Below are 14,261 nucleotides of genomic sequence, written 5' to 3' on the forward strand. Positions count from 1 at the left end.
CGCACCCGAACCGCCGGAGGGGCGCTTGCTCACGCGCATCTGCTTCGCGCCATACCAGTGGTCTGGACCAAGACACGATCGGCGGTGTACCCCGGTGCCGCGGTGTTGGCAGCATGTGCGTGTTGGTTTGTCGCTCTGACCGAGGAGTCGCATGCGTATCGCCATCGTCGCTGTCGTCGCTGCCGCGTTGTCGGTGGTGGTCCCCGGGGTCGCGCACGCCGACTCGGTCACCGTCGGGCCCTACCCGAGCGAGGCCTCGTGTCTACCGGACAAGCAGCGCTACGCGGCGCTCTACCCCACCTACGGCTGCTACCAAAGAGGGACCGGCTGGTACTTCACCTACCGCAACGTCTGACCCGCGCGAAGACATCGCCCCGCCGTCTCGGTGCAAGCGGTTCAGGCGGGCAGCCGGAACGCGGCGGCGAGGAACTCGCCGACCTTGCCGAACGCGGCCACGAACTCGCCCAGGCTGATGGGCTTGGTATGTGGAAGTAGGCGTGCAACGAATAGCTGCTGAGCACATCCGCCTGGGCGGCGCGGGTCGGCAACACGACCACCGAGATCGCGGCCAGTCACGGGGTCGGCCGTGACCGCGGCGAGGCCTTCGCGCCCGTCCTTGCGCGACATCCTCAGGTCCACCAGGATCCGCCCCCGTCGAGGTGCGTCGTCGTAGCCGTCGGCGCGGCGCAAGAACGCGAGCGCTTCGACACCGTCGTCCACCACATGCAGTCGGCTGTTGGTGGCGCGCTCTTCGAAGGCCTCACGGATCATGACCACGTCGCCCTCCTCGTCCTTGACCAGCAGACGTCGAGCAGGGCGGCGTCGTCGGTCGAGTCGCCCCGTAGCGCCGCTCGGCCCGCGCCAGACCACCACGCCCGCATCGAGTCCCGCCAAGGCTCCAGGCCACCGCCTGGCCTTCGACGCCGGACTCGCGGGCCACCGGCTACCGGTATCCACACGAGGGCATCGACGTCCTGCCGACCGGGCGCCCGAGCTGCACGACGTGCTCGAACGACGAGATGACGAAGATATGACCCAGTCGTACTGGACGGCACACTCGGATGTGCACTCGCCTGGGCGATGACACCACCTCCGAACCCGGGGAAGTTATTTGATCGTGACTGCCCGCCGTCGCCTCTATCAGCGCAGTGTCTCCGGGAAGTCGCGATTTGCGGCTGATGCGGTTGGTTCCGGTCAGGGACGGGTAGCACTGGTGCGGCCGATGGCGATGATCCGGTCGCGATACCAGGCCAGAGCTGGGGTTTCGGTAGTGCGGTAGTCGTCGACGGGAACGGCGGGCGTCCAGGCTGTGGGGGTTTCCGGGGTCGGCTCCGTGCCGTCGGACGACCTTGAGTGCAGTACGCCCTCGGAGTCGGGGAACAGGACGAATAGGCCTCTCCCGGTGGTCACGAGGCGGACGTCGTGTGACGATCGCATTCCCTCGTCGTGGGCTGTCAGCACCCCTTCCGCGTCCTTCCGGATCGATACCACGGAACCTGCCAGTGTGCGGATCAGGCACATCAAGGTCCGGTTCCGGAAGAACAGCTCCGGAGAGCCGATCGGTATTTCAGGCCTGAGCACGCCGTAGCTGTAGAAGTCCTGCCACGGTTCCTGGCCGGTGCGGCTCTTGACTTCCAGGACCGGAAGCGCGGAATGGGTTCGCACGGCGGCGTACAGGGTGGTGCCGTCCCAGCACAGCGACGTCGCTCCGTATCCCGGCGGGGGCATCTCGGAGGCGGTTCCCCAGGTCGTGCCGTTGGTGCTGGTGCGGGTCAGTTGCCGACCGTCCGGGGTGCGGTAGGCGCAGATCAGTGAGGTGCCCGCCGCGATGAGCGAGACGGGGGCCGGTGCGACGGGGTCGGTGAAGCCGGAGAGGGTCCGCCACGTCCTGCCGTCGTAGGTGGCCCAGGTGAGTTGTTCCTTGTCGTAGGGGCGGAACAGCAGGTGGAGCTTCCCTCCGTGGACGGCCAAGCCCGGTGCAGAGGCGGCCGGCGGGAACGGCAGTCGCGTGGGCGCTCCCCAGAGGCGCATCAGCGGGTTGAAGATCCGCATGGACAGGTCCGGCCGGTGCTCCAGGGTGGGTGCGCTGAAGGACGGCACGGTGTACCGCGCCGTTGCGAGCCGGTCCGTGACGACGGCCTTGGTGACGGTCAAGGAGTGCGTGACGATGTCGGGGTTGGTGACCGTCACCAACGTGGAGCGGACGGCTTCCAACTGACCTGAGCTGGACGACGAGGTGCCGCGCAGTTGGAAAAGGGTGTCACGGGTGATGTTGTGGGCCGTGTAGCTCTCGCTGCCGGTGACGGAGATGTCCGCCTTGTCGTAGAGGAGCTGGAAATCGCCGCCCGCCGCTTGCCAGGTGAGGGTGACGCTGTCACCGTGTGCGATGCGTCCGGCGGACGCGCGCAGGTCGCCGAGGCTGAAGGTGGCGGGGAACTTGCTGATCGCGAGTGTGACCGTCTCGGTACTCCAAGAGTCCTCTGTGGACTCACCGGGCAAACGCCAGCGCACGGCCACCGTGAGCAGTGCTCGGCCCACAGTGCGGTTGACGGGCAACGTCCGCACCAGGAGCGAGAGTCCCTTCTGCCTGGCGATCTGTGCCGCGCCACCGGGCGGGGTGAAGGTGACCTGGCCGGAGGTGGCGACGGCGCCGGTCCAGCCGGGGGTGTCGGTGGCGGCCGTCATCCCGATCGTCGCGGCGGCCAGCGCGGTGGCTCCGCTGCCCACGGGCACGGTGACGGTGATGCCGCCGCACTCGATCGGGTCGGTGGAGCGACGGGTGAGGACGATCGTCAGGTCTGCCAGGCGGTAGGCGCCGGAGGCTGACGACGCAGGCAGCGGAGTGGGTCTGCTGGCCAGCGCGTAGCGCAGTTCGACACCAACCTCCGACGAGGCGTCCTCGAACGCTGTCGGGGCGGTCGTGGAGTCGGTCGCGGCGTCGGTGGTCATGGCTGCTCTCCTGCTAGCCGGACGGCTCTCGGACGGTTCAGAACAGGCACAGCCGGTCCTTAAGCAGTGCCAGTGAGGGACTGTGGCCGAATCCACCGCCGGGGACCGGTGACGCAGGGGTCCAGGAGGTCCCGTCGTAGATCAGGTATTGGATCGTTCCGGTGGCATCGCGGAAGACGCAGTGGACTCGGTCGTGGGCGACTGCCAGCGAGGGCGGCCCATCGCCCTGCGCCCCTGCGTGCACCACCGGCCCGGCCACCCAGTTCGCGTTGTCGGTGAAGGAACCTGAACGTTCGTAGAGCACCTGATACCCGGCGGCGGTCTGGTACACGCAGACCACTGTGTTGCCCAGCACGGCCAGCGCCGGCGGGCCGGTGGAGGCGGGTGCCACTGATATCCGTCGGGGCGTGGACCAGTTGTCGACGCGGCGGGTCGCGAAGTTCAGGTGGCCGTCGGTGTACACCAGGAAGAGCTTCTGTCCGAGGACGCTCGCGAGCGCGGGGCGTTGAGCGGTGATCACCCCTGGGACCGGTTCGGGTTCGGACCACCATGAACCGGACACGGCCCTCTGCATCACCTGGTTGTCGGCACCGCGGTACACGCACCGCATGGCCTGCAAGAGCCCCCGGGATCCGTACCACGCCAGGGCCGGGTCGGCTCCCGGGCCGAAGGGTTCTTCGACCGTGGTCCAGGCGTAGCCGTCGAAGTAGGAACCCACGAGACCCGACGACCCCAGCGGTTGGTAGACCATCCGACCGGCGACTCCCAGGATGTTCTGCATCGCCGGGCCTTGGCTCATCGCGGTTCCGCGCAGCGGCAGTGCGCTGCGGCTCCAGTGGGTCTCCTCCCACGTCCGAGTGGCGGGGTCGTACACCGCGCCGGCGATGGTGGGCAGTCGTTGCGGGAAGACGAGCGGGGCGCTCGCGGTCACCGGTTTGATCTCGGGTGCTTGCAGCGTCCCGTGCACGATGATCCGCGCGACCGTCTGGGCGAAGTCGGGCACGTGCACCATGACGCTGAGGGTCCGCTCGACGCTGCCCGCGCCGTCCTGGGCGACCGCCCGCAGGTGGAAGGCCGTCGTCTGAGTGATGTCGGTGATGGTGACCGAGGTTTCGCCGGTCACGGGGTGGGTGCGGCCGTCGTAGTGCAGCGCGAGGTGGGTGGCGGCACTGGCGTCCCAGCGCAGCTTGACTGCGCCGCCGCGCGGGACGCTCAGCGGCGTAGCGACGAAGGACCTCAGGTGGAATCCGAGGGGGAACTTGCCGACCTGCGGCCGGGCGGTCTGCTGCTGCCAGGCGGCGGTGTCCGGTGGCCGCCAGGAGGCCTCGACGTCGACCTGGCTGAGTCCGATGCGCTGGTTCACGGGTAGGCCGATCACCTGGAGCGTCACGCCGGTGTCCGCGTCGAACACGGTCTGCGGGGGCGAGCCCGGCGCCGGGGCGAAGGTGACGGTCCGGGCGGTGGCGTTCACCGTGCCCTGCCAGCCTTCCAGGCTGATGCGCGCGGTGACACCGGAGAGGCTAGAGGCCAGGTCCGTCTCGCCGGTGCCGACCCGCAGGGTGAGGGTGAAGGACCGGCATTCGACGGGGCTCTCGCCCGCGAGCGAGGCCACCACCATCAGGTCGGCCTTGGCGGGCGGGCCGCTGGAAGGCGAGATCCGCAGCGGGTCGGGGTTGACCGACAGGTCGAAGACGAGCGGGTCGGTGGCGGCGCTGCTGGTGCGGCCCGCGGGCGGGGCCACCAGGTGGCGGACGAGCGACATCACGCCTCCTGCGGGTCCGACGCGCGGACCGGGGTATCGAATTCCGCCGAGGCGGCGGTGTCCAGGTCCGGCGGTCGCGTGATCCGAATCCGGTCCAGGGTGCGGGTTTCCATCCGGTCGGTGCGCAGGTCTCCGGTCACGACGAGGTTGTTGACCTCGATGTCCGGGTCGGGGACGCCGACGACCGCGCCGAGGGTCTGCTCGGCTGTGCCGTGGGTGGCGCGCAGGTAGAACACGGTGGTGCGGCGCATGTCGGTCACGGTGAACTCGCTGCGCCCGGTGACGTCGTACTGCACCCCTTCCCACAGCAGGTGCAGCGTCGCGCCGGCCGATGCCTGCCAGCGCAGTTCGACGTCACCTCCGTTGTTCACCTGGGCGGGCGCCGGGATGAAGTCCTTGACGTAGAAGCCCTGCGGGAACTTGGAGACCTCGAAGAAGGTGCTGCCGGTGCCCGATTCGTTGTCCCAGTGCGCGGTGACGGCCACCTGAGCGGAACCGATCGCCCGGTTGACGGGGATGCGGTCGAGGGTGATGGTCAGGCTCGCGCCCGGGTCCACGGCCTCGCTGCCGGAGGAGGGACGGAAGGAGAAGGTGGACTGCTCCATGCCCGTGTAGGCCCAGCGGGGCCGGTTGACGGTGGCCTCCACGCCGTCGAGCGACGTGGCGAGCTGGTGGGAGTTGGCTCCCGCCGGGAGTTTTACCGTGATCTCGTTGAGGGTGACGCGGCCCGAGCCGGTCACCGTCGCGACGAAGGTGAGCTTGGCGTACTCGGCGTCGCCCGTGCCGGGTGAAACCCGGACCGGCACGGGGGTGGTGCTCAGTTCGAAGGCGACGCGGTTGTCGTCGGTCAGCGGCGCGGCGGCCGGGGTGAACTCCGTCATGGGCAGGCTCCTCGTGGGACGGCGGACGGTTCGGGGCCGGCTCGCGGTCAGCCCGAGCCCTCCCGGCTCGCGCCCGCCGCGTCGTCGAGCATCATGAAGCCGGTGCGTACGCGGGGCCGGGTCCCCTGCGGCCACGTTGCCGGGTCGGGTGTGGTCAGGGGTGAACGGGGCCAGGTGGCGCCGTCCGGCTCGGCCCACGACCAGGTGCCGGTGGCCGTGGCCGGGCGCGGTGCCAGCACGGCGTCCGGCCCGGAGGGGTCCGGTTCGACCGCGGCGAGCAGCGGGCCCGCGCGGAAAGCGACCGACATCGTGGCGAGTGCCCGGTCGGTGAACTCCTGCGGCACGAAAACCTTGCCGACGGGCAGGATGTCGGTGGTCGCGTGCACCGCCGCCCTGGTGTCCAGCAGCATGGTGACGACGGCGCGGGGGCCGTCGAAGGTGAGCTTGAGCCGTTCCCCGTTGCCGATCGACCTGAGGTAGCCGTCGTCGGCGGTGTCCAGGGCGGTTTCGATGTGGTCGTAGTCGTCGCCGCGCACGTAGCCGATCAGGCCGTCGTCGATCTGGGCGGCTTCGCCGAGGCGCACCCGCCAACGGTAGCCGAGCAGTTCCGGCTCGGGCTGGTCGAAGATGGTCCGCCAGTGCACGTCACGGCGGGCGGGGCCGCACAGCTCCAGGCCGAGTTCGGCTCGCACCAGGGCGATCGGGCGCCCGAAGAAGCAGACGAGCGAGGTGTCGTCGGGCCCGTCGGGGTCGATCGCGGCGAGCGCGTCGTCCAAGTATTGCCGCAGCGCGTCGAAGCCGGCCGGCCCCTGCCCTCGCACGCCGGCGAGGAACCGGTGGGCGTGGGGCGAGACGGCGGCGAGGTCGTCCAGGTCGAGCACGGGCGAGTCGGGCAGCGGGTTCCAGGTGACTTCGTCCCGCCCACCCTCGCCGACCAGCACCCGGACGTCGCCGAGCGCCGCGCCTTCCGGGGCGTAGCAGGCGATGGATTGGTCGAGCCGGTTGTGGATCAGCCAGGCGCACACCGGGTTCGTCCCGGCGGTGACGTCGATCTCCTCGCCGGTCCTGCCGTCGAGGAAGTGGAAGGCGAGCCGACCGGGTTGCAGCAGCCGGGGCGAAAGCTGCGCGAACCGGTCCTGCTCGATCTCGCCGACCTGCTCGTCCGGGACGAACGTCCTGGGCCGTGCGAAGTCGAAGTGGCGCGGGTTGTCGATGAGGTTGACGGCGCGGCCGAAGCGGTCGACGACGGCCAGGCGGGTGAACTCGACCTGCCCGGAGCGCAGTTCCTGGAAGTCGCTGTCCTCCCACTCCTCGTCCTCGTCCTCGTCGGGGAAGTTGCCGGGTCGGGGGATGCCCTGGTCGCCGTCGGCGATGAGCGCGCCGAGCGCCCCGCCGGGCCGCAGCCCGGACCCGGTGAGCCGTTGGCCGATCTGCGCGGAGAGCCCGTCGAGGCGTTGGGACAGTTCGTCGGTCTCGCGCAGCCGGGAGCGCAGGGAGCGGATCATCTGCTGGTCGAGGTCGTTGCGGCCGTTGGCGTAGGCGGCCAGCCGCCCTTCGAGCTGGTGGCCGCTGGTGGGGGTGAGCACCTGTCGGCCGGCGACGGCGATGCGGTGGTCGACGGTCCCGCCGCCTGTCCAGCGGTAGCGCTCGCGGTCGAAGTACCAGTTCTCGGTGCCGTCCGGCTCCTGGAAGGGGATCGCCACGTAGTTGGCCGACCAGGTCAGGTACATCGGCTGCCAGGGCTGGCGCCACGGCTGGGTGCCGTACTCGGGCAGCGCCCCCTGCGAGGTGCCCAGGTCGAGTCCTTGAGCCAGGGCTCGGTCCAGGATGAAGAACTCCGCCAGCAGCTTGGGGACCAGCGGGACCAGCCCGCTCGTGTTGACGAGCGCGACGTCCCCGGCCACGGTCGCCTCGTTGATCGGCCCGACGGCCTTCACCAGCCGGTCCGCGACGCGGCAGGGCAGCAGCGTGTCCCGGCTCAGCGGCGCGTGCAGGTTGGCGCCACGCAGCAGCACGACGGGGTCGCTGGACTCCTCGAACGGTTCCAGTGGAACGCGTTGCAGGACGCGGGATTCGCGCATGCCCTGGCGTACCGCGTAGGCGCGGGCGCGGGTGGCCAGCTCGTCCTGGTCCAACGACCAGGGCAACTCGGCACGCAGCTCCGCGACCCGGGACGTGAGCGTGGCGACCCGGTGGGCCGGCGACCCCTCCACGTCGGAGTCGAGCTTGCCGCTGATGCGGGCGGCAAAGAACTCCGGCTTGAACCGCCGCGTGTTGAGCGACCAGAGGTGGAACAGGTGCTCCTGGGCGTCGCGGAGCTTGCGCTCCTCCGCGTCCAGCTCCCGCTGCCTGGTATTCAGGGTGGCGATGATGTCCGCTTCGGCACGGCGCTCGCGGGCGATCTCGGCGGCGGACAGCGCGCCGTCGTCGGCGGGCGTGCCGCGATCGACCACGCGCCAGGCGAAACCGCCCGGTGTCGGGCCGAAGCCCGAATGGTGCGCGGTCCGCTCGACCAGCAGGTCGCCGTCGCCGCGTTCGAGCTCGTCCAGCGCCCCCAACGTGAACGCCTTGAACAGCCGGGCCGCCTCCCCGTCCAGCGCGCCCGCGCCGCCGTACTGGTCCTCCAGCGCGGCGGACGCCTCGGCGGTGGAGTTGCCGATGGCCACGACCACTTCCTCCGGGCGCGGGTTGTCCGACTCCGGGACGGGACCGTCGGGCTTCCAGTCGATCCCGAGCACGCTACCCGCGTACAGCGAGCGCCGGGGAGTGCCGTTCCCCGACGGGAGGATCCACTCCAGCTCGTCCATGAGTTCGCCGAACTCACCTTTGCTTTGCAGGATGTCGCTGTCTTCCTGGGCGTACCAGCCGATCACGCGGTAGCTGACCCGCGCGTCGGTGGTCACGTCCTCCAAGGTGTCGTGGATGGAGAAGACGTTGGTGTTGTATGGCTGGTAGGCGGAGAAGGACAGCAGTCCGGGGCCCAGGGCGGTGAGGAACGGCTCTCGGCGGTCGGCCGGCTCGCGCCAGGGAGAAGTGGCGGTGAGGTCGTGCTTGCGGCCCAGGAGGGTCGGGGTGGCGGTCGGAGCGTCCGGGTCGAGGGCGGAGACGGTGCCGTCGTCGCCGATGTGGTCGCTTTCGACGAGCCAGCTCCGGACGCCGCCGTCCCAGCGCCGGGTCACCAGCCACCTGTTGGGCACGAGCGGGAAGTTCCCGACGCCGTCCTCGGTCTCGCTGCCCCGCGACAACCCTTCCGGGAGCTGCCACATGACGTAGGCGCCGAGGCGGTCCGGGTCGTCGCGCCACTGCTCCAGGTTGCCGAACGGCGCGGGCTCCGGCGGCGCGTTGCGGGCGAAGGTGAGAAAGCTCGCCTGCCAACGGTGCATGACATAGGTGTCGTCGGTGTCGCGCACCTTGCGGTTCACCGCGAACGCGGCGACCTCGACAGGCACCACCATGATGTCGTTCTGGGCCATGGGTTACAGCGCCTCTTCGGTGACTTGCGCGGACGACGGGCGTGAGCGGAACTGCTGCAGCAGCGGGGCTTTGACCAACTGGAGCGCGAACTGCGCGGAGGAGAGCTCCGGTACGGAGTGCGCGGCGGCCAGCGCCGGCGCGAGACGGCGCTCGATGTCGAGGACGTCGTGCCCGCCCGGCCGCAGGAATTGCCCGTACCCGCCACCGTCCGAGGGGAAGTCGCCGAGCCCCTCGCCCACCGGGCGGACGATGGAGCGCAACTCCGTGGTGTTGTCGAAGCTCAACCCGAAGTGCAAGCCCTGTGGCGGTTCGGCGAGCGCGAAGCGGTCCACCACGTCCCCGTACAGCAGGATCAGCAGATCCTCCCCCAGGGCGTGCTGCCGCAGCGGTCGGGACTCCCGGTTCCCGCTGAACGCGGTAGTGACCATCTCGGGCCAGCCGGACACGAGTTCGGAGCGGACCACGACCCCCGAAGCGAACTGCGGGATGTCGCGCAGCTCCCGCGCCAAGCCGTTGAGGTCGGCGTCCAGCGCGTGCCCGACACCGACGCTCAACGCACCGTCGACCGCGGCGTCGATCCACCCGGTGTCCACATGGAAGAACCTCACCGACTCCGGCGGCAGCAGCCGTTCGTCGGGCACCAGGTGCCCGAACGGCACCGTCTCCAGCCTCGCCAAGCGCGTAAGCCACGCCCGGACCGGCTGCAACTGCGCTTGGACGGCGGCCGTCAGCACCGCGCGGGTGGACGCGTCGGCGACCGCGGTCCGCAACCGGTCGGACGTCAGCGGTGTCGGTTCCGGGGTGCGCGCCGCCGAACGTCGGCCCGCGGCCCTGATGTCGCCGCCCGGCCGCGCGAGCGCCCTGACCAGTGGCCCGTCCTCGCCCAGGAGTCGGTCGAACGCGCGCCGCGCGACGCGGGTGTCGTTCGCCGCCGCGACACCGTCATCGGTCGAGCCCAGTTCCGGGAAGGCCAGCAGCCTGCGAACGGTGTGCCGCGCCTCCTTGCGGAAGGCCATGAGGGCAGTGCGGAACTGGCTGTCGGCCAAGGCCAGGGTGCGGCCGAGGCTGAAGGCGACGGCGTATCCAGTGTCGTAGACCCCCAGCTCCTCCACGTACACCAGACCTTCTCCTGCCGAGTTCAGCCGAAAGCCCCTGCCCTGCGGCAGTTCGTGCGCCGGCAGCGCCGTGAACGGGCCTCGGTAGAAGCCAACGGTGGTCTCCCCGGACTCCAACCCCTGCGGCAGGGCGGTGCCGCCGTGGCGCAGCAGGTCCAAAGCTCGGGGCACGTCGGAGGAAGCGGGCAGCGGGTGGTGGCGCAACAGCGGTGCGGGGTCGGCGGCCAGTTCCCGGGCGATCTCGCCGAACCCCCGTTGTCCGTCGTCGATCGAGGTGAAAGCCCAGGAGTGCAACGACATCAGCCGCAGCCCGGCGGCCGGGGGCGGGGTTTTGCCGTCCAGGTAGTCCTCGAAGCCTTCGAGGGAGACGAGGTGGGCGACCTGCATGCCGCCGGTACTGGGGAAGCGGCCGGAGACCAGGACGGCCTTGACGTCGTTCTCGTCGGGCGGCGGGTCGGTGCCGACGACGCGGGTGGCGTCCGGCGGGCCGCCCTCGCGGATGTGCGCGAGCATGCCGAGTTCGTAGGTGGTCGGGCAGATCGCGGTGAACAGCGGGCCGGGCACCAGGACGCTGGTGACGGTCACCTCCCGCTCGTCGTCGTACAGCGGCGGGTCAAGGACGGGCGGCCGGCCTGGGCCTGCCTGCCCGGCGACGAGTTCGGCGGCCGTGCAGACCTTCACCTGGCCCACGGCCAGCGGGTCCTCGGGCAGTTCACCGCCTCGGAACAGCAGCAGCGCCAGCCAGGGTGAACCTTCGGTGGTGCCGCGCAGCAGGTGGAACCAGGGGAAGCTGGGCCGGGTGAGGGTGATGTGAGGCAGCAGTTGCCCGTATTCGCCCTGGGAGCCGGGCAGTGGGTAGCAGGCCGTGACGTCCTCCGGCAGCAGTCGCAGGCGCGGCTGGCGGACCTCGAACAGCTGCCGCAGGTCCGGCAGCAGGTCGTCGCCGACCCTGCTGTCCCCGGCCAGGGTGTGTCCGACGGTGATGGTGTGCCGTCCCGAGTACAGCGACGGAAGCCGGTGGTCGAAGAACCGCGTCCGGTGCTGGGGTTCCGCCATCAGACCGCTCCCCATGACGTGCCCGCGATGAGCAGGGGTTCCGCGGCGAAGACCCGGCTCACGGTCTTGGCGTAGCCGGGAAGTTCGGTTGTGGCGCCGCCGGTGGTCAGGTCCAGGCTGTCCATCAGCGCGTGCACCTTCCCGCGGGCCTGTCGTGTGGTGGTGTCCACGGTCGCCGCGATCAGGTCCACGACACCGCCGGGTCGGGTGGGGGCCGGGGTCGGCGGGACATCGTCGGCGCTCAGCGGGACCACGCCTTCCGGGGAGATGGGGTCGAACTTGAAGGTGTCCTCGCCGATGTAGCCGGTCGACGCGCCATAGTCGGCGTCGGGTGAGGTGAGCGTGACCCCGGTGAGGTGGGTTTCCCGTCCTTCGCCGTGCTCGGGGTCACCGCTGTCGTCCCACAGTTGCGGCGGCAGCGCGGTGTACTGCGGCACGGCCTTCCACTTGGCGAGGTCGACCCGCCTGCCCGCCGCGTGGACCTCGATGCGTTGGCTCGTCCGGAGATCGGTCACGCCCATCGGGTGGACGCCGAAGGACCGCCCTCCGATGGGCTTGTCCCCGGCGTCGGTGGCAAGTCCGATGCTGCTGAGCGGCACCTGGGCGTCCGTGCCGAAGGTGAACCCCGACGCCTTGACCAGCCAGTCGCCGTGGCCCGGGTTGGTGCTGTCGCCTTCGGCGATCAGGCCGTCGCCCGGCCGCAGCCGCACCCGCGCGCCCGGCTCGGGCAGCATCCGGCGAGTGGCGGGCCAGTCCAGGTCGTTGCGGGACCCGCTCCCCCGGTGTGGCTTGCCGAAGCCGATGGTGAAGGACACGAACCACACCTTCACCCGCGCCTGGCCGCCGGTCGGCGGGCCCCAGACACGCAGGGACACGCCGACTTCGAGGCGGACGGTGATCCGGACGAAGAGCACCTTGACCGAGCCTTCGACCCCGATGGACAAGGAGAGCCCCGCGTCGACGTAGAAGGGGTCCCATTCGATGAGCACGTCCACGGCGGCGGTGCACCACGCCTTGATGACGCCGGACTTGTAGCGCACGTCGAGACCACCGCCGGCCATCGCGGCGCGCGGGGTGAGGGCGAAGTAGGCGTTGCCGGAGACGGTGACCTTGCCGCCGAGCGCCCAGTCGAAGCCGATCCTAGGCAGCTTGGGGTAGTACGCGGGGGTTCGGTAGCCGTGGTGGTAACCGCCCGCGCTGAAGACGAAGTCCCCGGCGTTGGGGTGGTCGCCGTACCAGAGCATCAACCCCACGCCACCGCGGAGCTTGCAGTTCTCGTCGATGACGAAGGAGCTGGGGTTGAGCGACGTCGCGAGGGCCAGCTCACCGGATGTCGGTTTGACCACCAACTGGAGCCCGGCGTCGATCCGCGCGTACTTCTTGTCACCGCTCTTCGGGAACGACGTCCCGGCCGTGCCCAACAGCGCGACAGTGAAGTCCGCGCCGGTCTGCACCAACGCCATGGCGCTGCCGTCGATCAGCTCGCCGATCGTGAATGCGAGCCCTGCGGTCACCCACAGCTCGCCCTTGCGCGGGGTGATCCACGGACTGGTGCCGCCGGTCAGCGTGGTCAGGATGCGCACCGGGTCGGTCTCGTCACCGCCGATCGCCGACGGGTCGTGCAGCGCTTGCAAGAACGGGAACGAGTCCAGGTCGCCGAGTCCCGGCGTGCGCAGACGGCTGTTCCAGCCGAACCCCGCCGCGACCCCGCGCAGCCGGAACGCCGGGATGCCGACACCAGGTTCCGCGCCGAGCGCGGCGAAGGCGAAGAACGAGGCGTCGGCACCGGCGCGCGGGAGGACCACCGCACCGGTACCCATGCCGTACAGCCCGCGCTTGCCGCTCGTCCCGCCACCGAAGGCGAAGGTCAGCAGACCGCCGACCACCGCGTGATACGGCTCCGGGTGCGGGCGCACCTGCAACGCGCCCATGATCGCCAGCGGGTTCCTCTTGTAGACGATCTCGATGCCGCTCTCGCCGTCCAGTTTCCCGCCCGGCAGCCAGGCCACTCCCGGCGTGACGGACTTCGGCGGGTTGAGCACCACAAAGCCGTTCTCGGTGGGAATCGCCCGGCTACGCGGGGAAAGTCCCGGATAGGGGTGCTGCGCGTACGGCAGAGGAGCGGGGACCATTCTGGGACGGCCCAGTCCGTCAGCGCCTCCGGAAGCAACGGGCCGGGCGGGCACGGGAGCGGTGACCGGAACCACGCGCCCACCCGGCAGGGCAAGCCACAACCCGGCAGGCAGCGGGCCCGCGATGGGCAGGGCCAGAGCTTCGACCTGGTCAGCGGTCAGGTCCGAAAGCGTCGCGACGACGTACCCTCCCGGAACAGGCACGGCCAAGGCTTGCGCTCCGTCCCGGTCGAGAATGCCGCCGTCAGCGGGCAACCCGTCCAAGGCCAGGGCGAACCCCTGAGCGTCGGCCTGGAACCGAAGACCCGTCACCGGGGGCGCGGGCAGCGCAGGCAGCACGTACCCGTATAGCTGCGCAATCTCGCCGATCCGCAGATCCGGCAGGTTGAGCGTCACCGCGATACCGGACACCTGCTCCTCCGAGCACCGGAAATCGACCCTTCCCGCCACCGCGTCGCCCCCGAGGGCGAGCGACACCCGCCCGGTCACCCACAGCTCCGCCGGATCCCAGTCCTCCCGAATCAACCGCAACGTGGCACCGGGGAAGAGCGATCCCGCTCCGGCGGTCGACCCCAAACCGCTCAGCGGCAAGGTAATCACCCCATCAGCGTCACCTCGCAGCGCCTCCGGCAAATCACTTTTTTGCATGACGACGAACCCGTCCTCATAGGTGGCCGATAAACTCAGCGGCGTTCGGAAGAGAAAGGCGCACAGGGGGCGCCCAACCTGCTGCTCTGTAACAGAAACTACATGAGCGGCTGTCGCTGCAGGCAAGACCCGAAGGAGTGGACCCGACCGAGTCACCGGTCCCTCTTGCGCGCCAAGCGCGGCCACGCTGAGTATCGACACCTGATCACCAAGGTTGAACATGTTCGGCGACAGGGCACCCGTA

At 70.2% G+C, this 14,261-nt stretch carries 8 protein-coding genes; 1 reads left to right on the forward strand and 7 read right to left on the reverse strand.

The features are described 5' to 3' along the window. Positions 1 to 151 precede the first annotated feature (151 nt). Positions 152 to 355 (forward strand): hypothetical protein, encoded by a 204-nt coding sequence (locus tag QSK30_RS07670; protein ID WP_285500748.1) that lies wholly within the window; start codon positions 152 to 154, stop codon positions 353 to 355. A gap of 41 nt (positions 356 to 396) precedes the next feature. Here the strand turns inward: QSK30_RS07670 and QSK30_RS07675 are convergent, their stop codons facing one another. From QSK30_RS07675 to QSK30_RS07705, 7 genes are all read right to left on the reverse strand, one after another. After that, positions 397 to 894 (reverse strand): response regulator, encoded by a 498-nt coding sequence (locus QSK30_RS07675; protein ID WP_285500750.1) that lies wholly within the window; start codon positions 892 to 894, stop codon positions 397 to 399. A gap of 300 nt (positions 895 to 1,194) precedes the next feature. Continuing rightward, positions 1,195 to 2,949, reverse strand: coding sequence for a hypothetical protein (locus tag QSK30_RS07680; RefSeq protein WP_285500751.1), 1,755 nt, complete (start codon positions 2,947 to 2,949; stop codon positions 1,195 to 1,197). A gap of 37 nt (positions 2,950 to 2,986) precedes the next feature. Next, on the reverse strand, positions 2,987 to 4,711 hold the full coding sequence (locus QSK30_RS07685; protein WP_285500753.1) for a hypothetical protein: 1,725 nt from the start codon (positions 4,709 to 4,711) through the stop codon (positions 2,987 to 2,989). Beyond that, a complete protein-coding gene (locus tag QSK30_RS07690; RefSeq protein ID WP_285500754.1) occupies positions 4,711 to 5,592 on the reverse strand; it encodes a hypothetical protein in 882 nt (293 codons plus the stop codon). Before QSK30_RS07690 ends, QSK30_RS07685 begins: the two co-directional genes overlap by 1 nt. A 47-nt stretch (positions 5,593 to 5,639) precedes the next feature. Continuing rightward, positions 5,640 to 9,065 carry a hypothetical protein gene (locus tag QSK30_RS07695; RefSeq protein ID WP_285500756.1) on the reverse strand — a complete coding sequence of 1,142 codons (3,426 nt, stop codon included), beginning with the start codon at positions 9,063 to 9,065 and terminating at the stop codon, positions 5,640 to 5,642. Positions 9,066 to 9,068: 3 nt separating this feature from the next. Next, a complete protein-coding gene (locus tag QSK30_RS07700) occupies positions 9,069 to 11,237 on the reverse strand; it encodes a hypothetical protein (RefSeq protein ID WP_285500758.1) in 2,169 nt (722 codons plus the stop codon). Beyond that, positions 11,237 to 13,900 carry a DUF6603 domain-containing protein gene (locus tag QSK30_RS07705; RefSeq protein WP_285500760.1) on the reverse strand — a complete coding sequence of 888 codons (2,664 nt, stop codon included), beginning with the start codon at positions 13,898 to 13,900 and terminating at the stop codon, positions 11,237 to 11,239. The genes QSK30_RS07700 and QSK30_RS07705 overlap by 1 nt, the downstream gene beginning before the upstream one ends. Positions 13,901 to 14,261 lie beyond the last annotated feature (361 nt).

It is taken from the genome of Actinokineospora sp. NBRC 105648 (assembly GCF_030269645.1).
In the GTDB taxonomy this organism is placed as follows: domain Bacteria; phylum Actinomycetota; class Actinomycetes; order Mycobacteriales; family Pseudonocardiaceae; genus Actinokineospora.